The sequence below is a fragment of the Methylomonas rapida genome, from assembly GCF_024360925.2.
Lineage (GTDB): Bacteria > Pseudomonadota > Gammaproteobacteria > Methylococcales > Methylomonadaceae > Methylomonas > Methylomonas rapida.
On sequence record NZ_CP113517.1, the window covers coordinates 1,239,220 to 1,262,533 of the forward strand.

The window sequence follows — 23,314 nt, forward strand, 5'->3', positions numbered from 1 at the left end:
AAAACCTCAGATTTAAAGCCCATTTACTGCGGCCCCATACCCCAGCCTTCCAATTCCGACTGCCGTTTGACCGTAGGGACATCCAGATCGGTCATCCGGCCTTGGGTTCGGATTAAAGTGTCCTGTCGACCGCTGGAGGCTGCACCGTATTTCTGCGGATTGAGTCGGCTGCCTGTGCCGGTGAGTTGATCCAGATTGAGCATGGATGCCGCATTGGCAGCGGTCGGCAAATGCCCGGTCTGCGCCAGAATTGCCAACCATTCGTCGAGATTGACTTGTGTCCAGTCCACGCGGTCCAGATCCGCGACTTTTATGCCGGTACAGCTTGGACTTTCCGGTGTACCGAAATCCATGCCCAACTGCGGTTTGATTTGTTCATTGAGGATGCGCGCTAGCGGCGAGTTGTAGCAACAGTAACTTTCCTTGCGCACCCAACACGCGCCAGCCACCTTGCTCTCGCAATAGGTGCCGAGGTCCGTGCAGACCTTCAGTTGTTTCTTCGCTGCGAGTTCGTACTCCGGTTCTTCGCAGGAATAGACGATCTGGATAATCATGATGATGATCATCACCACCGTGTAAGCCGTCATCAAGGTACTGAGCAACTCGCCGGCAACCGCGGCACCGCCACCCAACTCGACGCCACCCGATTCCGCCGCCGGTGTCAGATTGCCCGCCGAATCGAAGGCTGCCTGGCCGCCGGCACTGAATAGTGCGTTACCGGCGGCTTCGCCAAAGGTTTGGCCGATCCATTCCGCTACCGACTTCATTAATTCGCCTTTCAGCGAGTCGAGTAAACCTTGCGAGGCAATATCGCTGGTACTGAGCATGTCGGTACCAACCAAGTCATTCACCGTCGAGGCAAAATCCGCCTGAAAACTGTTCCAGGCATCGCCCGCCAGAGTAAACGGTGTGCGCATGGTTTCCCAGGCGCCTCGAATGGCCGAAGTGCTATCCATGGCCATGACGGCACTGTCCATTTGACTGGTAGCGATCAGCAAATCAATGTAGCGGCCTAGCCCCATCGCACCCGAAGGTGTTTCGCAGCAATCGACCAGACTGAGCGCGCCGCCGACCATTTTGCAACTGGCGGGTTTTCCCTGAAATACCTGACAGGTAGTCGGATCCTTTTGCTGCAGAGCGGCGTTGGCATAGTCACAATGCAAATCCATCGCCATTTGTTGGGCGCTATTGAGTAAGGCTACAGCCTTGCTGAAATCCTGGCTCTGGGTGCGGTTCACGCTGATGCAATCTTCCCCCATGCAGCGTATCGGCCCGGCACATTGCTGTTGGGTGTTGCTTTGAATGCCGGGAATGCCCACCGTTTGCCCGCAGTCATAAGTATCGACGCTGTCCCAGCAGGTGCCGGAGGCCAACACACTGGTGCATTGGCTTTTGATGAATGAGCAGCCTTGCGTTTCCAACGACGCACAGGTCTTGTTGGGTATCCCGTTCGCCGGCGGCTCCAAGCAATGAGTGCCGGCGGTATCGGTCCAACATTGCCCATACTGATTCAAATCGCAATGCCCTGAGGCTTGAATATTTATGCAACTATTGCGAATCCCGGTCGAACTGGCCACCGGGGCTTGGGCCAAATCCGTGCCGCAGACCATGACTTGCGAAGTCTGATCGACGTAACAGCCTGAAGCATTGGCGGGGTCATTCGTACAACTCAATTGGCTGCCGGCCTGACAAATGCCATCGGTAATGGCATTCGCCAGATTCTGGCAATTGGGTCCGCTCCAACTCCATTCGTCTTGCGTGATCAGTTTCGACAAATCATAGCGTAGCCGAATCCTGGAATAACCTTCACCATTACCACCAACCATGGTTTCCTGTTTGAAGACCTTATGGCCGATGCTGTTGAAGGCATAGGTGACGTCGCGATTGGGATGGTCGACCCAGCTATTGCTGAGCTCACATGAGCCACCCCAGCCGGTGGAACCGGTATAGATCAGATTCCCGCCGTAATAGACGCGGGCATGATCATCGAATTCGACGTCTTCCAGCGTGGCGCTGATGATGGCTTCCGGATGCAGGACGTTGTATGTGACTTCCCAGTTGAATATGCCGCAACCGGCTGACCAATAGTTATCGCCAACGCGGCCCACATACAAATCCATGCAGCCAGATCCACAGCTGGACATGCCTCCGTTTCCGGAGACAAAACTGAGCAATGTTTCGACGTTAACTTGATGGGTGGCGGTACAACTTTGTGGTACCGTCGGTTGGCGCAGACACAATTGATAATCCGGCACTTGCACCGAATGGCTGGTCTCGGTTTGCGTAGTCACGGTGGTACAGTCCGAAAACGACTGCGACCAGGGCGTGAAATTGGCAAACACCTGATCACCGGCAGTCCAGACTGCATCGTTGTGTAAATCCGGATGCGACTGGTGGGCGTTGTCAATCAGGGTGCGATAGGCTTCGCCGGTGAAGCTGGTTTCGCCGTTCAAGGCAGTCTGCGCGTTTAACCCCGCCGCCAGTGTGCCGGGGTTGTTGCCATAGAGATCGGCAAAGTCCTGGGCCGTGGTCGTAGCGCTGTTAGTATCCGGAAACAAGGTGCCAATCGATATGGCACTTTCCTGAGCAGTTCCCGGATTCAAGGTTAGCATGCCGTTGTCGGTATCGAGCGGAAACGCAAAACCGCCCAGAACTTGCTGACCCAGTTGTTGGCCATCTCGCCCGGCCGCCTGAATCGCATCGGCCCAGGAAACGCCAAACGGTGTCCAGGCCAGGGCCACACACAAAATCGCAGACAATGTCTGCGTAAACCTACGTTGCGGTTCGAATAACTCCACGCCCATCACAGCCCCACACAGCAGTCCTGCCAACGCCACAGCAGGTAGAGATGATCTTCACCCGGCCCAGGATAAGTGCGACCTGCACCCCATTTGAACGTGGTTTCGCCAATGGCGTGATTGGACTCGGTTTCGGCGACTGGATAAAACATCGATAGCCGGTATTGCGACTTGGGGATGAAGGGATAGATATAGCCGCCGCATAAAGCATCGTTGCCCGAGGTTTTCCAGGCCAGCCCACGGCGATGCAAGGAGGCAGTGGCGCGTGTGGCCAACAAACTGGTAATCCTGGGATCGGTCCCGTAACTGGTCGGCGAAATCCCGGATAAGGGGTACATGTGACCCCAGGCGCCGGCACACCAGAACAAAGCGTCCAACGGATTGCCGGTGGCGGCCGCTGCGGCATCGGCGACACAGGCGGAAATGGCCACCGGATTGGCGAACAACGCCGTTTCCGGACTGGTAAAAAACGCCAATAAATCGTTGTTCCAGGTCGGGTCCAGTTCCGAGACATACAGCAAATCAAAGTCCCGGTAGCCGTCGCTGTTGCAGCGGCCATCCCAGAACAAATCCAGCAGGATGGTCAACGGAAAGGCGAAATAGTGGTAATTGAAAAACGACATTTCACTGGCATCGAAGTCGGCCTTGCCGGTGGTGGCGATCAAGCGTACATTCGAGGCACTGAACTTATGGCCACCCAGCGCCGGCGAACACCAGGGATTACGGACGATCTCGATCAGCCGAGCTGGATTCCACAGGCCCATGGTCATGCCCAGCTCGGGAATACCCATCGGATCGGTACAGAAGCAGAATTTTTCGTCGGTGGCGATACTCGGTACGTTGCCACCGCCCAGCGACGCCCCGGCCGCCCGAATCGGAAACAAACAGCTCCAGCAAATATCGGTGACCAACTTGCCGGACCACAGTTCGGCGTCCGAGCACAACGGATCGACGCTATTGGTCGTGGTGTCGGCATAAAGCGGGGTTGCCAGTGTTATCAGACCTCCCAAAACCCAAGGGAAAACGAATCGTTTCATGACCGCTCTCCCGATGAAACAGGCAGTTTTCGTTCATGAACAATCAGACGGTTGCCGGATTGTTCGATGAAAGACGGAACATGCTGTAACTGAAATCGACTGCGCACATCCGGTGTCAATAAATACACGGGTGCCTGTAGCGCAGTTTCCAAACGCTGCAAGCTGTCCCACCCGGACTGGCGCGGCATAGACGTGGCCAAATACATCACGTGGGCCTTTTTGTCCTGGCAAGATTGATGCTGAATCAGCTCGACTTGAGCTTGCACCGTGGCATCGAATACCATCAGGCATAAGCCAAACGGCATTTTGTCCAGCGGATTGACAGTCTGTCCGGCTCGAATGATCAGTTGACCGTTGGGCGTCGCCACATCGCGCGGTGCGGTAATGGTCAGATCCACGCTCCGATCACGATCCTCCTGAGCAGTAGGTAAGTCTTCAAATTTTTGCTGTTCCCAGAACCGAGCGATGGCTTGTTGTTGCTTTTGTTTCCAGTCGATGGCCGCCATCCGGCGTTTGATCTCTTCGAGCAAGTCGATTTCGGCAATCTCGGCAACATCGCCCATCGTTCCCAAATCACCTTGTTTGCCGGTTTTGATCTGCTCGTCCAACCAAGACAGACTGCTGACACCTCGAACGTGTAAACGGGTTTTACCGTCCTGTTCGACAACGATGTCAGGTACGGATGACACCGACCAGCGCTGAAAACGGGTGGGATCGATGACGATGTTTGGCAGTGGATCGATGCCCTTCAGCAAGCGTTTGAGGTCCGCCATCAAAGCCGGAAGTTTTTGGCCGGGTTTGGGGCCGCGAAACACCAGTAGCACATCGTCCCGGCCGGCCGCTTCTTCGAAGAGTTCTTTCAGCGCCGTATCGCCGAGCGAAAACGAGACAAACAGCAGTGTGAGTGGCTTGTTCGAAGGATTTGTCGGGTGGACGTTTTCCGATCCCGTCGATAGCGCCTCTGCTTGGATCGTCTGCGAAGCTTTCAAGACTTGTTGCGCCTGGCGTTTCATGTCTCGTTGATCAGCCTGACCGTTCAACCACTCAGGTCGAGGCTGGCCTTCCAAGGCTTGCAAGATGGCCTGAGAACGATCTAGCCAGGCTTCTTCAGCCTGAACCGTATGTACGCTGAACCAACAGAGCAAACAGACCGCCGATTGACGCCAAGGACGATGTGACCGATCAAAACAATGCATAAGCCCGTCCAATCACTTGATGGTCGTAGACATAGCCCCAGTAACGCGAATCGAAGCTTTTGTCGGTTTGCCCGGTCACCCAATAGGCGGCGGGCGGAATAGTTTCTTGGCGATTGAATTGTGCCGCCGGTTTTTTAAGTTTTTCGGTCAACGGCAAACCATTGATGACTGGTTCGCCGTTTATCGTGGTGTGCTGCGGATCAACATGGATGGTATCGCCGGTGACGCCGGCAGCGATTTTGACAATGATCTGGCCGTCTTTGAAAAACGGTGCCATGCGCTCTGCGCGAAACGCAATTAAATCGCCGCGCCAGATGTCTTTATTTTGGGTATCGATCAGGTATATCCATTTATCCGGCAGGCAGCGATCGACCTGGTCATCGCCGCCGATCAGAAAGCGTTGGCCGAGGTAACGTTCCACGGCTAACACCAGCAACAAAATCGGTATCGCCTTCAGCAAGAAGAGGCCTAAGCGAGGACGAGTGACACCGGGCGACGATGGCGAATGGAACCGGGGTTTATTCATAGGCTTAGCGTCCGGTTTGTCGAACATAGACATCCTCCGGTGCGGCCACCACCGCTGTTGAATCGATCACCAGATAGCCTGCGTTACTGAGCTTTTTGGCTTGACCATGCCAGTCATCGACGATCTTGGCCATCTGCTCCTGGCTGGCATTGGGCGGTATCGATTGAATCAATTTGGCTCTGTCGAATACGAATACCGGCGTCACCAAATTCAAGCGTTCTAAGGGCTGTTGTAATTGCTGTTGCGCAGCCAGCCAACCGCCCATGCCGCCCAAACAAGCCGCGATTAAAACGGTGCTGAGCCATTGCGATTTAAGATCCATAACCAGTCTCCCTCGGTTTGCTTCTACGGCTGTCGATGAGTTGTTGAATGGCATCGCCTAAACTCAGGCCTTGCCGGCGCAGCTGCTTGAGTGCCTGAACATCTTCCGGTTTGGTCGAGAAAAGAATGCGTTTGAACGGGTCGACTATCAATCGGCCGATGCCGGAGCCCATTTCAGTGATGAAGAAGATTTCCGAATAGGCGCCGGGTAAGGTGTGCACGGTTTTTAGCAATTCGTAGCCGCCGTCCGACAACGGCAAGCGCCGATCCTGCTTCATGCCTTCGATGACTTCGGCTTTTTGGCCCAATAAATACATATTGGCCGAGTTCTCGACGATGGCTCGCCCTGCGGCATTGCGGTACAAGTCGTTCACCGATTGGGTGATGGTGACTGCAGCACCGCCGTATTTCCGAAACCGCCGGTAGCCGTGTTCCATGAACTTGGCCACATCGCCTTCAGTCAGCAAATCCCAGGCTTCGTCGATGATGACGATCTTCGGGCGGTTGCGTTCGCCCAGATACATTTCCTGCTGGATTTGGTAGATCAGTTGCAGCAACACGACTTGTTGCAGATGCTTGCGGCCCTTCAGCTCTTCGAGTTCCAGCACGGTAAAGTCGTTGGCGAATTTGGCGTTGTTACGGCCATTGAAATAGCGGCCGTATTCGCCCTTAGTGGTAAACGGAAACAGCTGCTCACCGACATCCTTCAAGCGCTGATCAGCTTCTGCACAGAGTTGCTTGGCAATGTCGTCCACGGACATGGCCTGAGCTTTATCGGTCCAAAGTTGCTTCAATATCCGCTTGAGACCTGCGGTTTGAAAATCGGTCAATTTCTCGGTCGGTGCCGCCATCTGGCTGACCAAACCCGCTAGCATGTCGGCTTCCTCCTCGAAGTTCTGCACGATCTCGAACGGATTCATGCAAATGCTGGAACCGTGAGTGAATTTAACGAAATCGCCTTCCAGTACTTCGCAGAGGTTTTCGTAGGAGCGGCCGACATCGATCGCCCAGATTTGCGCGCCTTCGGTCAAATAACTGACGATGATCTCGTTGGTCAGAAAGGATTTACCTTTACCGGATTCGGCGGCGATACACAGATTGTAATTGCCGGTGGTATCGAACAACGACACCGCCATGTGCTCGCCGTTGCGCGAGACGAAATTCAAGGTCGGCGTACCGGTGCCGGCCCAATCGCCAAACAGCGGCAATAACGGAATAGCATGGCGGGTGGCCAGGGTGCGATAGCGTTTAAGATCTGCAATGGCAGAGCGCTCGGGGCCGAACGGCAAACAGTTCAGGAAAAACGGCAGGCAGAAATACTTGTCTTCCAACAGCTGAAAACCCAGCTCCCGAAAATAGACGCGGGCATTAGACACCGCCGCGGCTTCTTCGGCTTCGTCGCAGAACAGCAGCACCCCGAAATAGGCTCGGATTGGCCGGTCACCGTCGCGGTAGGCATCGAACAACACGTCGAAATGGTGTTTCCGTTGTACCAGCACCGGCAGAAAACGGGCAATTGGGGTATTGACCTGGTTGGTGATGAATTGCCGTACGCCTTCTTGTTTTGACCGGGTCGATTCGGCATCGGGATAATGCAGGGTCAGACTGAGCAAGGCATTCTGGCGAATCCCACGCGTGCCGGAGAGAATGTCGCCCAAGTAGCTTTTGGCGCTGCCGAAGTAAAAATGGTCGGGGGTGCGTTTGGCGGACAGGGTCTTTACCCGTTTTGATCCAAGCCAAATGCCTTTCTCGTCGGTTCGAATTGCGTTATCGTAATCCAGCAACTGGTCGCGGATCAGTTGGGTGGGATCGCACTCGGGCACCACCCGATCTTTCCAGCCGGCATCGGGCTGCCAGTTGAGCAGCGTGTTCAGGATGCGGACATACTGATCGGCGCCTAAAATTTCCGGATACAAGCCAATGGTCGCCAGCGATTGCTGGGTGGCCAATTGCAATTCGCTGGCACGGCGGATGTCGGTTTCACTCGGCCTCGGATAGGCCATCGGCAATTTGACCGTGACCAGAATGTGGCTGCGCCGGAGGCGTGCCCCCGAAATCGCTTCCGGTGCCTTGATCGTACCGCGCCGCAGAAAATCGATACTGGCCTGGGTCATGGTCTTATAGGTCGGCTTTTGTTGTTTCAAACGCCGGGTCTGCATGATGGCTAGCGCTTCCTCGATGTCCGGCGAAGTCCACAGTGATACTTGCAATAGTGTTTCGGGAGGCCAGTCCTGATTCAGTAGTACATTGACCCGCGCCGACACGCTGGCATCGGCGCCGGTCATCGGCCGACACAGAAACCCAAAACCGATACTGCTATCGGCCATCAGAAACAGATGATGGTCGTATTCATAAGCCAGTACCGTGAATAACTGATCGGCACGGGGACGTTGCGACGAGGTCATAGTGCTTTATCCTCTTCATAAAGTTGCTGCAAGGCTTCGGCTGGACATTCCGGACGTATACGAATGGTGAAGGGATGCCGGCAAACGCGAACCGCACGCTTTTTGCGAGATAACTGCCGGGCCCTGGCCGGATGGCAGGGGTTGATCGGCTTGCCATTGGCTGCTTGGACCTTGACGCTGCGTGTGGCCTTTGTCGGGCGGCAAGGGCGGCGGTTGCCCGCCGCAGTCTCGGTATCAATCATTGAACCGGTCATCGTGGTCAGGCCTAAATCGTGGCGGTGACGATGTTGGTGATAATGGTCGGCGCCGCAAACAGGCCGACGCCGCTGGCAATCCCCAGCACGAAGCCCATGATGCTGCCGCGCACGACACCGGCAACCAGGCCGACGATGACGAACACGATGGCGATGATGCGGCCGAGCAAACCTTCCACCCAGCCGGTCAGCAAGGTCCAGACGTTGTTAAACTCGGTACCTCCGGCACCGGCCATGGCGTCGGATGCCATCAGCATAAAAAATAACGATGCCAGGGTTACCAAGACCCCGGTTCGATAGGATGTATTCATCAGAATGTCCTCATTAGGTTAAATGACGGTTGCCCGTCGAATCTCGGACGTTCAGTCCGGCAGGTTTGAAGCGGTTGCCCGCTCACTCTCGCAGGGGGTGTGACCTGCGGTGAAAATGGTTACGGTTCAGGGCAATTTATTGCCCAATCGATTGACTGGATTCTCGTCGTCACCGGTATCGACACTGGATCGTTTCTCCGTTGGACGTTGCTCAATTTGCAAAGGAATCAACGATGAACTCGCCGTTGGTGCGGCATTGCCAACCATCCAGCGCCGGGGTTCCAGTTCGGTGTAGACGTAGTTGGACACCATCAAATCGCCCTCAGCATCTTCCCAAGGCGCGATCCAGATGCGCATCACCTGGGATGGCGTCCGAATCGGCGTGGGATCCTCTATTTTGGGCACGGGTTGTTGTAACGGAGGTGCGAGTGCCGGTTTTGACATTGGCTCTGATTCCTGGCTATTTTCCGGAGGGGCTTCCGGCAACGCCGTATTGGTCACCTGGTAGGCCTGCGTCGTCGACAGACAGCTGGGTTCGTCCGGCATGCCTTTACAGCCGTAGTCGGTGGCGCAGCCGGTGGTGATGGCGATCAGCAGTACACTGAGGCTATAAATAGAAAACTGATGAAAGCGTTTCATGGCTTTTTCTCCGTGGCGTTTGTGTTTTGTGCGTTTGTATCGGGCGTTGTTGCCAGACTGGGCGACGGTTTCGGTTTATCGGCCAACCAATCGGCTAACACCTCGGGTGCGCCACTGTGAGTGCGGCCGTCAGGAGCAATCAGAAATGGCACACCCTTCAAATCGAACAGCTTGGCAGTGACCACGGCTTTTTGCAGCGGCTCTTTGTTACATTGAACGGGCGGTTCGCTCGGCAAGCCGGTGTAATCCTGTTTCAACAAGCGGTCGCGCACGGCGTCTTTGGTTTTGGCATCGCTCGCGCCCAGCTGACAGGCTAGTTGTACGACGACGTTTTGCGATTCGGGGCCGAGGATGGGGACCATCACCAGTTTGAAGGTGTATTGGTCTTGCAAGGCTTGCAGGTCTTTCATGACCTTGCCGCAGTATGGGCAACGTGGATCGATGAATACCAGCACCTGGCCTTTGCCGTGGCCGACAGTCACGGCGCCAAGGTCGTCGGCCTTGAGTTTCATCCGGGACAGATGGATGCGATTGGCGATATTGTCGATATCGGCCAATTCCTTGATTTCCTGTTGGGTCCAGATGTCCATCAATTTGCCGCCGTAAAAGGCAAAGCGGCCGTTACTGGATATAAACACCGTCTGCTCGCCGGACTTGACCATCTTGAGGCCCGAGATCGGCAAATCCTGCATGCCGTCGATCTTGATCGATAAAAGACCTGCGGCAATGTCCGACATCGGCGGTTTTGGCGGATTAGCGGCCAGGGCGATGGATGTACCGAGTAGCGTGGCTATCAATAAAGAAATTTGGCGTGGCGTCATAACGACCTTTGGGTTTTAGTTAATGAATCAGCTCGGTGACTTCAGCTTCAATGCTGTGCCTTTTTGCACGATGAAGTTGACTTGGCGGGTGGCATCGACTTCGATGACCGGGTAAATCTCTTCAGCCATATCCATGTAAAAATGCGACAGTCGCTCCATGGCGTAACCGGCGCCTTTCAAGGCACCGCCTTCCATCGACTGCGAGGAAAACGCGCTTTGAAACGGTGTAGTACCGGAAAGTGCCCCCAGCCCGCCGGTCATCAGCATCGGAATCTGGTTGCGACCAAAGGCATCGGAAAAGCCGCGTAAAAAGCCCGCCATCATGGATTGGGCGAGTAGTGCACCTTGTTTGGAAACGACGCGGCCACGCACCCCGTTTTTACCGTCTTCGCCGGTGGCATAGGCATTCATCGGTACTTCGATGACGCCGCCATCCTGACGTACGCAGGAAAAGGTCTCGCCGCGAAAGTAGGCACGCTCGGCGCTCAAGTCGCCGAAGCCGGCGACCAGCAGAAAGCACTCACGCACATCGGCATGGAAGCGATTGGGCAAGATGGCTTCCTTCTTGATCCGGAACAGCACCGGCATTGGCTCTTTCTTGGCTTTTTTGCCGGTCGGGGCATCGAGGCCATTCAACAACACGCCGGTCAAAATGCTGCCGGCCGGAATGAAGACGTCGCTACTGGCATGGCCTTGCTGCGACTGTCCGTGAGCGCTGTTCGACACTGCGTCTTTGTCTTTACCGTTGGACGGCTCAGCACCTTCCTGGATGACCCGAATTTGCATCGCCGCCGGCGCTTGGTTATTGGCTCGTGCTCCTGAGACGCCGGTATTGCTAGCAGTCGGTGCGGGAATAGCGGCTTGCTCGAACACGCGGTTGAGATCGTCTTGCCCGTTGTCGAAGGGCGGAAAGCTTGGGCGGCGGTTTGACGGTCTTCCCTGTGTCGTTGGCTCCACGGTAGTTTGACTGAAGTCGCCAGGGTTGCCAGCCACTGCTGGTGTGGAGGCTTTGTTCTTCAGCGACTCGACTTCACCGGTGACCGCTTGAAGCTTGGCTTCATAGGCGTCGCGCTCAGCGCTGGTCCATTGTTTGAAACGGATTTCGTCGGATTGCTGTTCGCGCTTTTGTTGTTCCTCGATAGCCGCCAGACGGCGGGCTTGTTCCTCGTTTTTCTGCAGCAGATCGCGCAATTGCGCGGAAATGCCGTCGATCCCCAGCGAGCGAGGATCGCTATCGGTCAGGATGTGTTGGATGGTGGCCTGTTTACTCAGCGGCTTGCTGACTTCCGGGGTGATGGTGGCCAGTGCGATGATGACGGCCAATACCACGGTACCGATGCCACCGACGGCCAGATTGCGTTTGGCAGCCGGACTCAAGCATGTCCACCAGGTATCGACGCTGGCCATTACTGTTGACCTCCGCTCAGTAACGAAGGCCGCAAACTGGATGACGCCTCAGGCGATTGTCGGAACACGACATACAATTCGGTCGCTTCCTGTGGCTTCAATACCACGTTGGGCCAGACCGACACGGCCAGTACGTCCTGTTGGGTGGTTGCGCAACTGCGTTCGTCGAACTCGAGTATCTCGCCGCCGGTGTTCTTGGCAAGCCCCACCAGAATCAGCCGATCCTGGCCTTCCAGAACTTGGCCAGTTTTGATCTGCACGCTGTCTTGCAGGCAGCGAATTTGCTCCTGGGGCTTCGGTTCTCGGAGTGAATAACCGGCTGGAGTCTTTTGCAAACCCAAATCCCGAAACAAGGTTTTCAGCTGACTGATGTAGGCTTGTTCCTGTTGGCTCGAGGTTCGGCCTGCGGTGTCGGCGCGCTGCCATTGGTTCAGCAACTGGTAACTGTCCTTATCCAAATCGAGATGGATTTCTCGTGCGGGAATGCGTTTGGGGATCAGGGTGAGCGATAGCGCAATGTCCTGGTTGTCGCCGGGCGTGATGTATAGCGTGACTGGCGTTTCATCGGCGGTGGCGACATAAACGATTTTGCCTTTGGTACTGGTGGTGGCCTGGCTGGTGGTCGTGACCACCGGATGTTCGAATGGCGTGACCAGACGATTCAAGTGGCCGACGGCAATTGGCATCAGTTCGTTGATGCCGGGTTTAACCGGAATATGCTGCGGTCCGATGGAAGTGACAGATTCCGAGTTTGACGCCGCCGCTTGTTGTTTGGCCGCTTTCAATACGCTGGCATCAACCGGCGGTAACTCGATGCCTAAATCGGGATGCGACGAGGCAACGGGTTGTGATGGCGATGAGGATGACTCTTCGGCCACGGTGGTGACTGGTGGCAACACCGTCACCGGTAACTCATCGCTGGCCCAAGCGCCGTTGGCGAACGAAAGTAATAACCAGGGGTGCATCAATCGTTTCATGGTTGAGCCTCATGCGGTTGGCCTTGAGTGGCTTTCAATCGGGCCAGGGTTCTGGGGGAATCCGGATACACGTCGATGTATTCCAGGCGGGGCCGATAGTTTTTGATGGCGATGATGAATTCGTAGGTACGGGGTTTAACGTCCGGTTTGGAACTGGGGCCTTGGCTTTTCAGTTCGCCGCTGACGAACACTTTGTTGGTCTCGGCTTCGTAATCAACGTGACGCGGGGTGAAGCTGATCGCGACCCGATCCATTTTGATGGCCTTGATTTGATCGCTCATGGCATCGAGGACACTGCGGTAAATGTCTGGCGCCAATAGCGGCTCGACTGCGGATTTCAGAAAATCGGCATTGGCCGGCGTAGTGTTGCCGAGGAGTTCGGCGAGGAATAAGCCCCAGGACTCTTTGAACTCACTGGATGCCTGGCTGCGGGTAACCTCGACTTCCTGGGTGAGGGTAGGGGGCACCAGAATGATACTGCGCTCGGTCCTCCATGCAGCCAGCGAAGTAATCACGCAAATCACCAGCAAGCCAATGATGATGACGCGGCTAAACCGGTTCTCGGTCTCGTGCCCGTCCCAGGTTTGTAGAACATCCGACCATCTCATGGCAGGAACCGGCGGATGTAGGGATTGGGGATGGTCTGGGCGCGACTCGGCAACAAACCCAGCCAATACAGCGCATGCAAGGTGTAGCCGTCAGGCCGGTTATCGCGGAAACGCCGGTAAAACTTGACTGCGATGAATCCCAGTACTAAGCCGGGCATGAACTGATCGATCAACATGCCGGTAAGCATGCTGACCATGAAGGGTACGATCTCGTCTGCACTCCACAACAGAATGTGGATCGGATCGTCTATCGATTGGGGAATGGCAACGGGTTCCATAATGACCTCCGGTTGGGATGGCCATTATTGTGAAGAAGATTTTTGGTAGGTCATTTGCAGCTGACGACGAATTTGCGCTCAGCTGCAGAGCTTTGATTCTGATGACTCGAAAGGGGAGCATCGCCTATCGTTATTTCGAGTCGTTGAAATCAGTTGGTGGCTAGTCGCTTGGCCAATCGCTTGAATTTTTGATGGCACAATGAATTCGAAAAGCCCCATCCGAGTCATTGCTTGCCAACCATCTGCCCCAATTTGACTAAGGCTTGATTGACCCGCTCGTCCCAATCCACCGCGCAATTCAGGCGGATGAAATTGCGGTATTTTTGCGTCGCCGAGAACATTGGGCCGGGCGCGATGCTGATGCCTTGCTGTAACGCTCGCCGGCTTAGCGCCGTCGCATCGACACTTTCCGGAAGTTCCACCCAGATCACGAAGCCGCCCTCCGGCTGGGTAACGCGGGTGCCCGGCGGAAAATAAGCGCCGATGGCCGCCGTCATTCTGTCCACAGCTTGCCGGTATTGATTGCGCGCCTGACGTAGATGGCGTTCGTAGCCGCCCTTGGTCAGCATTTCCGCGACCGTTAATTGCGCGTGGGTCGGCGTCGCCAGATTGCTGACATATTTCAAATATTCGGTTTGTTCCAGGTATGGCCCCGCCACCAGCCAACCCACCCGTAAACCGGGACACAAGGATTTGGAAAACGACGAGCAATACAACACTCGTCCCTCGCTGTCCCAGCTTTTCGCCATCGACGGGCGCTGAACGCCGAACCCAAGATCGCCGTAAATGTCGTCCTCGATCAACGCGATCCGGTAGCGGTTGACCAACTCCACCAGCGCGCGTTTACGTTCGTCGCTCATGCAATAACCCAAGGGATTGCTGTAGTTGGGCACCGCGATGCAGGCCTTGATCGGCCATTGCTCGCAGGCCAGTTGCAGCGCGTCCAGCGCGATGCCGTCGCGTGGATGAGTCGGAATTTCGATCGCGCGTAGCGACAACGATTCGATGACTTGCAACAGTCCGTAAAAGGTCGGCGATTCGACGGCGACGATGTCGCCCGGCTTGGTAACCGTTCTCAAGGCCAGCGACATTGCTTCCTGGCAACCGTTGGTGATCAGGATGTCGTTGGGATCGACCGGGCAACCCTGTTCCGACATCCGTCGAGCGATTTGCCGGCGCAATTCCGGCGCACCCGGCGGGAATTCGTAATTGGCGATGCGTTGGCCGTATCGGCGGGCCACGCTGGCCGAGATTTGCGCCATTTTTTGCGTCGGCAGAAACGCCGCCGCCGGCACCGCCGCGCCCAATTGTACGATTCTCGGATCGTTGGCGGCCTTGACCAGACGCAATACCAGTTCCTGACCTGTCACCAGCGTCGGTTCCCGCGGCGGGGTGGAAATCGCCGGTTCCTGCAGCGAACAGCGCGGACGCGGCCTGACGTAATAACCCGAGCGCTGGCGGGCTTCGAGATGGCCCTGGTCCTCCAAAAGCCGCAATGCGCTGACCGCCGTTGCGGTGCTGACCTGATGTTGCTGACTGAGCTGACGAACGCTGGGCAGGCGTTCCCCCGGCCGGTACAGATTCTGCGCGATGGCGTTGAGCAAATGTTCGGCGAGGTTTTCGTAACGAAGATTCATGGCAGTTGCAATACAGTTCCGGCGTTTAGGTATCGATACAATTCATCATCAGTCAAAATTGTATCGATGTAATTTACAGTATTTGCATCTGTATCGATAGTCTGATCTTAGTCTAAAGTAGCCCCTCCAATCAAACAGGGCAAGACTATGAAATTCCGCTTGTTGAACCGCGCCAAGTTTGCCGTTGGCGGCCGAAACCCTACGACACTTCCCCAACCTTCCGAGCTGACGCGCGGTTATTGGTTCGGCTGCGCCGGCATTCTCGGGTTCAGCCTGACCTTGCCGGCGACCCGGCTGGCGGTGGCGGAACTCGATCCGGTATTCGTCGGCTTGGGCCGAGCGGTCGCCGCTTCGTTGTTGGCGGCATTGGCGTTGTGGTGGCGAGGCGGTCGCTTGCCCAAAGGCAGCCAATGGCTCAGGTTGGCCGCAACCGCCGGCGGGGTGGTGATCGGCTTTCCTCTGTTGTCGGCGTTGGCGTTGCAACACGTTTCTGCAGTGCATGGTGCCGTGGTGGTTGGGCTGACGCCGTTGTTCACCGCCGGTTTCGGCGTGCTGTTGTCGGGTGAGCGGCCGGCATGGCGATTCTGGCTGGCAACGGCATTGGGTAGTTCCGCGATCCTGATCTTCGTTTACCGGTCCGGTGTGGCAGGTTTGCAGCAAGCCGATCTGTATTTACTGGCGGCGATTGCCTGCGTGGCCTACGGTTATGCCGAAGGTGCGCGGTTGGCCAAACAGCTCGGCGCTTGGCAAACCATCAGCTGGGCCTTATTGATAAGTGCACCGCTGTTGCTGCCGTGTGTGGTGCAAACCGCGCCGCCGCGCTTCGAGCTGGTCGGTTGGCCTAGTCTGTTGGGCTTCGCCTACGTCAGTGTGGTCAGCATGTATCTGGCATTTTTTGCCTGGTATCGCGGTTTAGCGCTGGGCGGCACCGCGCAGATCGGCCAACTGCAATTGCTGCAGCCGTTTCTCAGCATGGCAGCCGGTTCGGGGTTGATCGGTGAAAGTGTCGAGATTGAACAATTGGCAACCGCCTCTGTAGTCGTCGCCTGCGTCTTGGCCGGTAGAAAATCTTCATGCCAACGTTAACATCAGGAGCATTTTATGAGTACCCATTTGCTAACTTGGCTGAACGGCCAATTGCTTCCAACCAATCAAGCGTGTATCCCGGTCAACGACCACGGACTACTTTACGGCGACGGCGTGTTCGAAGGCATACGTTTTTACCGGCGCCGGGCTTTTCGTCTGCAACGGCATTTGCAACGCCTGGCGCTGTCGGCGCGGGTGATTGCGCTGGAAATACCATACTCCACCGAGGAATTGGAGGCTGTCATCGAACGGCTGATCGAAGCGTTTGCAGACGACTACGGCTATATCCGGCTGATGGTGACGCGCGGCGCCGGGCCATTGGGCTTGAATCCCAAAAGCTGTTCGCAGCCTAATGTCATTGCCATCGCCGACCAATTGACGATGATAGAGTTAGGCCAACAAGTTGGAGCTCGGTTGATTGTTTCGTCGGTGCGTCGCTTGCCGGCCGATGGTCTGGATCCGCGCATCAAAAGCCTGAATTATCTGAACCACATTCTGGCCAAAATCGAAGCCAACCATGCCGGCGCCGACGAAGCAATACTGCTCAACGCCCAAGGCCGGGTGGCCGAAGGCACCGCCGACAATGTCTTCATCGTCCGCGACGGCTGCTTACTGACGCCGCCATGCAGCGAGGGCGCGTTGGAAGGTATCACCCGCGAATTGGTGCTACAGTTGGCGCGGGACAACGGCATCGAAACCAGGGAGCAATCCTTAGGCGTGTACGACCTGTATGCCGCCGACGAATGTTTCTTGACCGGTACCGGCGCGGAAATGATTCCGGTCGCCAGTATCGACTGCCGATCAATGCCTGGTTGTCCCGGCCCGGTATTTGGCCAATTGCAACAGGCCTTTCGGCGGGCCATAGACCAAGAGTGCGGAGGCATCATATGAATTTTCTGGAAAATTTGCAGTTGCAGGCGCGTTACAGCCAATGGGTGAATCAACGTCTGTACGACGCTTGTGCCAGCTTGACAGACGACGAGCGCAAACAGGATAGGGGCGTATTTTTTGCTTCGATTCACGGCACCTGGAACCATTTGCTGCTGGGCGACCGCGTCTGGCTGGCCCGCTTGCAAGGTCAACCGGTGCCATACCAACGCTTGGATTTGGAGCTTTACGCCGATTTCGGCGAATTGCGGGCGGCGCAAACCGATTGCGACCAGGCTTTGCTGGATTGGATTCAAGGTTTGCAAACCGACGATTTACAACGACGCATCGCATTTCGCAGCTTGTCTACCGGGCAGGACAAGGATTTGAGTGTCGCGACCATGTTGACCACCTTGTTGATCCATAAAACCCACCATCGCGGCCAAATCACCGCGTTGCTGAGCCAGTGCGGTTGCGACTACGGCGACATCGATTTTATCTGCGCGCCGTTTGTCGACTAAGCTTGTCGTTTTGCCCTTTTCGGATTGTTCCCAATGACTGAATCAACATTCCCCATTGCCGCCGTGGCGGATCAAGTGCCTCCGCGCGCAAGAAAATCCTTGTATCCGCAAGCCATTTTGGACTTGCATGGCGCCCGGCTGGAAGGCCGGGAAAAGCGACCGCTAGGCGATTTGTTCGGTCTGCAAAACTTCGGCGTCAATCTGACCAAGTTGGAACCCGGCGCGATTTCTGCGTTGCGCCATGCCCATGCCAAACAGGACGAGTTCATCTACATCTTGCAAGGCTGTCCAACCCTATACACCGACACCGGCTCCACGCCCTTGTCGCCCGGCATGTGCGCCGGCTTCAAAGCCGGCAGCGGCGATGCTCACCGGCTGGTCAACGAAACGGAGCGCGACGTGCTGTGTCTGGAAATTGGCGACCGCACTTTAGGTGACCAAGTCATCTACCCGGACGAAGACTTACAGGCTTCGTTTGTCGATAATATCTTCCGTTTCACCCACAAGGATGGTACGCCGTATTGAGTGCTTTGAATTTTGTCGCCGCCAAGGCGGGCGATCACGTTACATTGGCATGCGAACCTTACATGCAAATCCCCCTGTCACTACAAGGCAAACGGCTGCTTAACTGGATGGCGTGGCGCGCGGCAAGGATTTGGCCGCCATCGCTACGGCTTACGATGCATCCGGCATCGTCGATCGGCCGTCGCCGGAAACCTTGGCGAAACTGCGCCTTGCCAACTACGTGGTTTGCAGCGATTTGCTGCGCTCGGTCGAATCGGCCCATGCGCGGGGGGCAATTTGCATGGAGCGGATAGCTTGTTTAGCGAATCAGCTTTTTCGCATTTCGGCGGCGGCCAGGTTGCATTACCCCTTGCGGCCTGGGTGATGGTTTATCGATTACTCTGGCTGGCCGGGAAAACGATTTTGGGAATATGGAGTGTATGAATGCGAGGTTGTCAATGCAGGACTGCGTGAACATAAAACTCTAATCACGTAGAATGGCCTAATTACGAAATAGTAGTGGTTGGTGACTGAGTAAAACAGACATCACATCAGTGTTAGGCTCTGTTTGTTTCAGGATGATTAGTCGCCATTTATCGCCGTTCGGTTGTCAAAAAAGTCCATTCGCAGGAAGGGTTTTATTAAATTCCCCTTTCACGTTTGTCGGCATGCGTTTAAAAGGCGTTCAAGATAAATCCAAAAGATTAATGATATTCATCTTAATGGCTAGGCGAGTCAACTCGATATCACTGGCAACGTCAAGTTTTCGCTTGATCATATAATGGCTGTTCGATACGGTTTTTGGACTGATGTTGAGTGTTTGAGCAATATCATCTGTTGACCGAGCATCGACTAACATACGCAGAATTTCGAATTCTCGTACCGTTAATTCTTGCAGCGCGATACTATCGCCGCCTAATTTTTCCAGGGCCAAGGCTTGTGCAATGTCGGCACTCAACGTAATTCGCCCTGCATAGACATCATGGATAGCCCGGATCAAAACATCCGGTGCACTGCTCTTGGTGACATAACCCAGCGCACCCGCCCGAGTTGCCTGAACAGCAAAGCTTGGATTCTGGTGCATACTGAAGACCAGGATCTTCGCATCCGGGCGTCGTTGTTTAATACGTACAATAGCCTCCAGCCCCCCTTGGCCGGGCATCGAAATATCCATAACGACTATATCAGGGTTGCAATCCTTAAAGCGTGAATAGGCTTCTGCTCCATCAGCTGCTTCAGCAACCACTTCCATTCCTGATTGCTTCTCCAATAGTGAGCGATAGCCTTCACGCACAATGGCATGATCATCGACCAGCAAAATTCTGATACTTTCCGAGCCTGTCATGTTTGTGTCTCTGAAAGGGATTGAACCGGAAGCCATACATGGACGGCAAGTCCGCTGGGGTTACCAGTATTTAATGTCAACCGTCCGCCGATTGCGGTTACTCGTTCACGTATACCGAGCAGACCAATCCCGGGGCTATCTTCAAACGGCAGTTTGTTGGCCTTACCGTTATCTTTGATACTAAGTTCAATGGTTGTTATTGAATTATTCGCAGAGACTGTTCGGAGTGTTACTTTCGCATTCGTAGCGGCTGAGTGTTTGGACACATTGGTCAGACATTCCTGAACAATCCGAAAAATAGTCACAGGAATAGGTTCGGGTAACCGGTCAAGGTCGTCATGAACAGCAAGGCTATAATGAATCTTGCCGCCACTGCTGGCATTCCAGCCAGCCACCAGGCTTTTTAAACTGACAGTAAGGCCCAGTTCATCAATGTCAGAAGGGCGTAAGCGCAATAATAATCCACGTATCGATTCCATCATATGATGGACAATTCGACTGATTTTTTTCCCTTCCGGAACCAGTTCCGGGCATTCATTTTCTGCGGTTTGTGAAATGGAAGCTGCGACCGCGTTGATCGCAGCTAGGCATTGACCGAACTCATCATGCAGCTCTCGGGCCAGGTAACGGCGCTCTTCTTCCTGAATATTCATCAGCTTTAAGGCTAATTTCTTACGCTCGGAAAGGAGTTGTTCCAGACTTGCCGCCAGTTGATTGATGGCCTTCCCGGTTCGCTGCCATTCATCTAACTCGAAAACGGGTAGCCGAAATGACAATTCACCCTTTTCCATTTTCTCCAAGCCTGTAACGATCACCTGTGCCGGTCGTAAAACTCGACTTATCGTAAAATAAACCAGCAAGCAAAGCGCCAAAGTGGTACTGGCAGACAGCCCCATTAAGCCACGGATATTTTGCCAGGCGCTTGCTATTCCCATCTCAGCGCTGGGTGCAACCATTACTGAACCATGAATCCGCCCCTTGAATTCCACTGGTCGCACTACCTCCAAGCCGGGATGGAAAGCCCATTGGTAAAAGCTTGCAAACCAAATAGGCCAGCTTCGTGACGTTATTTTTGCGCCATTGCAAATGTTGCGCCTGAGGCTGTCAATCGTTGATAAGTAACTGATACAAACGCCGGATGCAGTACTGGTCTCTTTCCATAAATTAAAATCAGGGAAACGTTCCGGTTGAGCAAAACCTGCATCGATATGCACCAATTGAAGCTCCAGTTGCTTATCGATTGACTCAGCCGTTACTTGTGTCTCAAGAATAGCTCGCTGATCGGCCTGATACAGCACATAGGCTGTCGTTGCAATCAGGCAAGTGCCAGCAATAAGGACAATCCGTGATAGCAGGTGAAATTTTAGATTCATGGCAAGCGCAAGCCTTCTGTTAAATGCTTTGCTGACGATTCAGCAGCGGAAAATATACATTTTTTGATCATTTTAAGATTGAATTCCAGGTCAGGAATAGAGATCGCAGGAAGGCCGGGCAAATTGCCCGGCTTTCACGGGCAAATATCAGGTTACGGACTTACACTTACTCGCTACTCTACTAGCCACCAAAAAACGAATACGATGAAACAATGAATGATGGTGTTACCGATGACATTTTTTCAACAAGATACCGTGTTATTTAATTATGAACCCTAGAAACAATGCAGGATTACGTCACCTGTTTGGCGTATTTTTATGTCTGTTCAGTGTTGGCGTATTTGCTGAAACAAGCATCGCCATATTGGATTTTGAATTAAAAGATTTAACTCTGGCACCTGGAATACCTGATGAAATCGAAAGGACGGCGGGCATAAAGGCCATGCTCGAAGGTGAATTAAAAAGAGCGGGCTATAAAATCATTGCTGTTGATTTGGATACTCAACGTGAGGCTAACGGCGGTTTTGGGTATCTTTTTGACCACAGCGACATGGCCGCAGAACTAGCGAAAAAAGCCGGAGCTGAGTATGTATTGGTGGGCAGATTGCATAAACCAAGCTTTTTATTTGCTTATATTATGGGACATTTAGTCAGGGTTAGTGACGGCCAATTAATCGGTAATTACATTTCAGAGACAAAAGGCGGTGATAAAAAATTAACCCTTAAAGGCGTCGAAAGTCTTGCCGTTAAAATCGATAGGGATTTAGATAATATCTATACCCCGCCGCCCCCCTTCTAAGACAATTGCTTTATCCAACACCTCTGCTGTTGTAGACGTGTCATCCATAAAGCCCCAGACCCTTAACAACCACATAGAAAATGGAGATGCCAGATGAGAATTTACTTGATAGCTCTAATACTTATTTCTTTCGCAGGTTCTGCATTAGCTCAGGATAAAATTGATCGCATGAGCGCTGTTACCATGGAATCGTTTATCCCGGATACGGTTAAGTGGAATGACGAACCGATACTCCCTAAAGGTGCCAAAAGCGTCATTCTAGTAGGCGACCCAAAGAAAGCGGGGGTTTTTATCGCTTTGCTGAAATTTCCATCTAATTATCCAATCCCACCACACATACACCCATTTACAGAAGTAATTACAGTCCTGCGGGGCAAACTAGGCAATGGCATGGGTGAAACATTTGACACAAAAAAGGGCGAGATGCTTAACGTAGGTTCAAGCTTTGTGTTACCCGCTGGGCACACTCACTATGTTTGGACCACTGATAAGGAAACAATCGTCGAACTAATCGCTACTGGGCCATGGGATATTATTTATACGAATCCGACCGATGATCCACGCAAAAATAAATAGCGGGGAAATGGAATTATGAACTCCAGTAGGATTTTAATGACAGCTTTCGGATTTACTGCCGCCACACGCTCAAATCTTTGAATGTTCCAAAGTGGCCGAACTGATACAACCAGGTAAGTATTTGAGTATGAGGTTCGTGCGAATACCGGAGCGTATTCGCACGAACGAAGGCCTTCCATTCTTCCTCCTACTCTCCACTATTCCGGGCTACACGGGCTAAAGTTTTGCCGATTTCTCCGCTTCGACATCGAGCAAGACCATCGCTACATGGGCTTTGCCATCCGCGCACAATGGCACTTGATCCAGATAACTGGAGCAAACCGCTTCGATAAATGATTCTTTAAGATTCTCCGGAATCCGTTGTGTGTAAGGTAACCAGGTGGTTCGAATCCAGCCCGCCAACCATGCCGGGCCCTCGTGCGTCATATCCTTGGCAATCAGTTCAAGCCGTTTGACGGTAAATCCGGCGGTTTCCAGCATCAACCGGTATTCATCGACACCTGGAAAGGTATACGGAAACTCGAAGCCGATAAAATACCGCGACCATCGCGCCGAGTCCTTGACCCGGTCAATCGCCTCCCGCATGCCGGCCGCATCGCCTTTTCCGCCCATGCGCAGCAGGATTTTGCCGCCGGTTTTCAGGCTTCGATATAAGCCGTCGATCACCGGTTGATGTTGCCTGACCCAATGCAGCACCGCGTTGGAGAAAACCAGGTCAAAACACTCGGCAAAGCTTAATTTCTCGGCATCCATGACCTGAAACGACAGGTTGGGATGTTGCTGTTCCGGGTAGCGATGCCTGGCCAGCGCTATCATCGCCTCGGCATTATCGATGCCGACCACCGCGCCGCGATCGACGATTTTGGCGATTTCCGCCGTGATTTTGCCATCGCCGCAGCCTAAATCCAGTACGGTTTCGCTGCCGGTTAACCGCAATAGAGCCATCATCTCTTTAGCCCATTGCTGTTGGGCGTGCGAGTTTTGTGCATAATCCTGAGCATTCCAGCGGTAAGTATTCAATTTTGTCT

25 protein-coding genes and 1 pseudogene are annotated in these 23,314 nt (G+C 54.1%); 8 read left to right on the top strand and 18 right to left on the bottom strand.

The window, feature by feature from the left end:
• Positions 1-23 precede the first annotated feature (23 nt).
• The 15 genes from traN to NM686_RS05830 form a co-directional block, all read right to left on the bottom strand.
• Positions 24-2,804 carry a conjugal transfer mating pair stabilization protein TraN gene (gene traN / locus NM686_RS05760; protein ID WP_269022519.1) on the bottom strand — a complete coding sequence of 927 codons (2,781 nt, stop codon included), beginning with the start codon at positions 2,802-2,804 and terminating at the stop codon, positions 24-26.
• Entirely contained in the window at positions 2,804-3,835 is a 1,032-nt protein-coding gene (locus tag NM686_RS05765; protein WP_255186930.1) for a TraU family protein, read from the bottom strand. The genes traN and NM686_RS05765 overlap by 1 nt, the downstream gene beginning before the upstream one ends.
• A complete protein-coding gene (locus NM686_RS05770) occupies positions 3,832-5,031 on the bottom strand; it encodes a TrbC family F-type conjugative pilus assembly protein (protein WP_269022520.1) in 1,200 nt (399 codons plus the stop codon). Before NM686_RS05770 ends, NM686_RS05765 begins: the two co-directional genes overlap by 4 nt.
• Positions 5,018-5,557, bottom strand: a complete 540-nt coding sequence (gene lepB, locus NM686_RS05775) for a signal peptidase I (protein WP_255186932.1) — start codon at positions 5,555-5,557, stop codon at positions 5,018-5,020. Before lepB ends, NM686_RS05770 begins: the two co-directional genes overlap by 14 nt.
• Before the next feature lie 4 nt (positions 5,558-5,561).
• Positions 5,562-5,879: a hypothetical protein gene (locus NM686_RS05780; protein ID WP_255186933.1), complete on the bottom strand. Its 318-nt coding sequence runs from the start codon at positions 5,877-5,879 to the stop codon at positions 5,562-5,564.
• Positions 5,869-8,283 (bottom strand): type IV secretion system protein TraC, encoded by a 2,415-nt coding sequence (traC, locus tag NM686_RS05785; RefSeq protein WP_255186934.1) that lies wholly within the window; start codon positions 8,281-8,283, stop codon positions 5,869-5,871. Before traC ends, NM686_RS05780 begins: the two co-directional genes overlap by 11 nt.
• Complete coding sequence (locus NM686_RS05790; RefSeq protein WP_255186935.1) at positions 8,280-8,537, bottom strand: RRXRR domain-containing protein; 258 nt, start codon at positions 8,535-8,537, stop codon at positions 8,280-8,282. The genes traC and NM686_RS05790 overlap by 4 nt, the downstream gene beginning before the upstream one ends.
• A gap of 11 nt (positions 8,538-8,548) precedes the next feature.
• Positions 8,549-8,848, bottom strand: a complete 300-nt coding sequence (gene traA / locus NM686_RS05795) for a TraA family conjugative transfer protein (RefSeq protein WP_255186936.1) — start codon at positions 8,846-8,848, stop codon at positions 8,549-8,551.
• Positions 8,849-8,974: 126 nt separating this feature from the next.
• The gene (locus NM686_RS05800; protein WP_255186937.1) at positions 8,975-9,487 is read right to left on the bottom strand and encodes a TraV family lipoprotein; all 513 of its coding nucleotides are present in this window, start codon (positions 9,485-9,487) and stop codon (positions 8,975-8,977) included.
• A complete protein-coding gene (locus NM686_RS05805; protein WP_255186938.1) occupies positions 9,484-10,308 on the bottom strand; it encodes a DsbC family protein in 825 nt (274 codons plus the stop codon). Before NM686_RS05805 ends, NM686_RS05800 begins: the two co-directional genes overlap by 4 nt.
• Positions 10,309-10,335: 27 nt before the next feature.
• Complete coding sequence (locus NM686_RS05810; RefSeq protein ID WP_255186939.1) at positions 10,336-11,715, bottom strand: TraB/VirB10 family protein; 1,380 nt, start codon at positions 11,713-11,715, stop codon at positions 10,336-10,338.
• Positions 11,715-12,692, bottom strand: coding sequence for a TraK domain-containing protein (locus NM686_RS05815; protein ID WP_255186940.1), 978 nt, complete (start codon positions 12,690-12,692; stop codon positions 11,715-11,717). The genes NM686_RS05810 and NM686_RS05815 overlap by 1 nt, the downstream gene beginning before the upstream one ends.
• Positions 12,689-13,300 (bottom strand): type IV conjugative transfer system protein TraE, encoded by a 612-nt coding sequence (locus NM686_RS05820; RefSeq protein ID WP_255186941.1) that lies wholly within the window; start codon positions 13,298-13,300, stop codon positions 12,689-12,691. The genes NM686_RS05815 and NM686_RS05820 overlap by 4 nt, the downstream gene beginning before the upstream one ends.
• A complete protein-coding gene (gene traL / locus NM686_RS05825; RefSeq protein WP_255186942.1) occupies positions 13,297-13,578 on the bottom strand; it encodes a type IV conjugative transfer system protein TraL in 282 nt (93 codons plus the stop codon). Before traL ends, NM686_RS05820 begins: the two co-directional genes overlap by 4 nt.
• Before the next feature lie 224 nt (positions 13,579-13,802).
• Positions 13,803-15,215: an aminotransferase-like domain-containing protein gene (locus NM686_RS05830; RefSeq protein WP_255186943.1), complete on the bottom strand. Its 1,413-nt coding sequence runs from the start codon at positions 15,213-15,215 to the stop codon at positions 13,803-13,805.
• Between the two features lie 147 nt (positions 15,216-15,362).
• Between NM686_RS05830 and NM686_RS05835 the strand changes: the two genes are divergently transcribed.
• The 6 genes and pseudogenes from NM686_RS05835 to NM686_RS05855 all read left to right on the top strand — a co-directional run bounded on the left by NM686_RS05835 (position 15,363) and on the right by NM686_RS05855 (position 18,578).
• Positions 15,363-16,301 (top strand): DMT family transporter, encoded by a 939-nt coding sequence (locus tag NM686_RS05835; protein ID WP_255186944.1) that lies wholly within the window; start codon positions 15,363-15,365, stop codon positions 16,299-16,301.
• 15 nt (positions 16,302-16,316) lie between these two features.
• Positions 16,317-17,192, top strand: coding sequence for a branched-chain-amino-acid transaminase (gene ilvE / locus NM686_RS05840; protein WP_255186945.1), 876 nt, complete (start codon positions 16,317-16,319; stop codon positions 17,190-17,192).
• Positions 17,189-17,650 (top strand): annotated as a pseudogene (locus NM686_RS05845) (DinB family protein); the annotation flags it as partial. The gene ilvE and the pseudogene NM686_RS05845, both read left to right, overlap by 4 nt.
• Complete coding sequence (locus NM686_RS21865) at positions 17,635-17,730, top strand: hypothetical protein (RefSeq protein WP_456238243.1); 96 nt, start codon at positions 17,635-17,637, stop codon at positions 17,728-17,730. The pseudogene NM686_RS05845 and the gene NM686_RS21865, both read left to right, overlap by 16 nt.
• Entirely contained in the window at positions 17,723-18,214 is a 492-nt protein-coding gene (locus NM686_RS05850; RefSeq protein ID WP_255186947.1) for a cupin domain-containing protein, read from the top strand. The genes NM686_RS21865 and NM686_RS05850 overlap by 8 nt, the downstream gene beginning before the upstream one ends.
• A 112-nt stretch (positions 18,215-18,326) precedes the next feature.
• Positions 18,327-18,578, top strand: a complete 252-nt coding sequence (locus NM686_RS05855) for a hypothetical protein (RefSeq protein WP_255186948.1) — start codon at positions 18,327-18,329, stop codon at positions 18,576-18,578.
• Positions 18,579-18,878: 300 nt separating this feature from the next.
• On the opposite strand, the gene NM686_RS05860 is transcribed toward NM686_RS05855, so the two are convergent.
• Together NM686_RS05860 and NM686_RS05865 are read right to left on the bottom strand one after the other, a co-directional pair.
• A complete protein-coding gene (locus NM686_RS05860; RefSeq protein WP_255186949.1) occupies positions 18,879-19,538 on the bottom strand; it encodes a response regulator in 660 nt (219 codons plus the stop codon).
• Positions 19,535-20,911 carry a sensor histidine kinase gene (locus tag NM686_RS05865; protein WP_255186950.1) on the bottom strand — a complete coding sequence of 459 codons (1,377 nt, stop codon included), beginning with the start codon at positions 20,909-20,911 and terminating at the stop codon, positions 19,535-19,537. The genes NM686_RS05860 and NM686_RS05865 overlap by 4 nt, the downstream gene beginning before the upstream one ends.
• A 268-nt stretch (positions 20,912-21,179) precedes the next feature.
• Here NM686_RS05865 and NM686_RS05870 point away from each other — a divergent pair, with 268 nt between their 5' ends.
• The gene (locus NM686_RS05870; RefSeq protein WP_255186951.1) at positions 21,180-21,710 is read left to right on the top strand and encodes a DUF2380 domain-containing protein; all 531 of its coding nucleotides are present in this window, start codon (positions 21,180-21,182) and stop codon (positions 21,708-21,710) included.
• A gap of 93 nt (positions 21,711-21,803) precedes the next feature.
• Positions 21,804-22,286, top strand: a complete 483-nt coding sequence (locus tag NM686_RS05875; RefSeq protein ID WP_255186952.1) for a cupin domain-containing protein — start codon at positions 21,804-21,806, stop codon at positions 22,284-22,286.
• A 216-nt stretch (positions 22,287-22,502) separates the two neighbouring features.
• On the opposite strand, the gene NM686_RS05880 is transcribed toward NM686_RS05875, so the two are convergent.
• The gene (locus tag NM686_RS05880) at positions 22,503-23,306 is read right to left on the bottom strand and encodes a class I SAM-dependent methyltransferase (protein WP_255186953.1); all 804 of its coding nucleotides are present in this window, start codon (positions 23,304-23,306) and stop codon (positions 22,503-22,505) included.
• Positions 23,307-23,314: the final 8 nt, after the last annotated feature.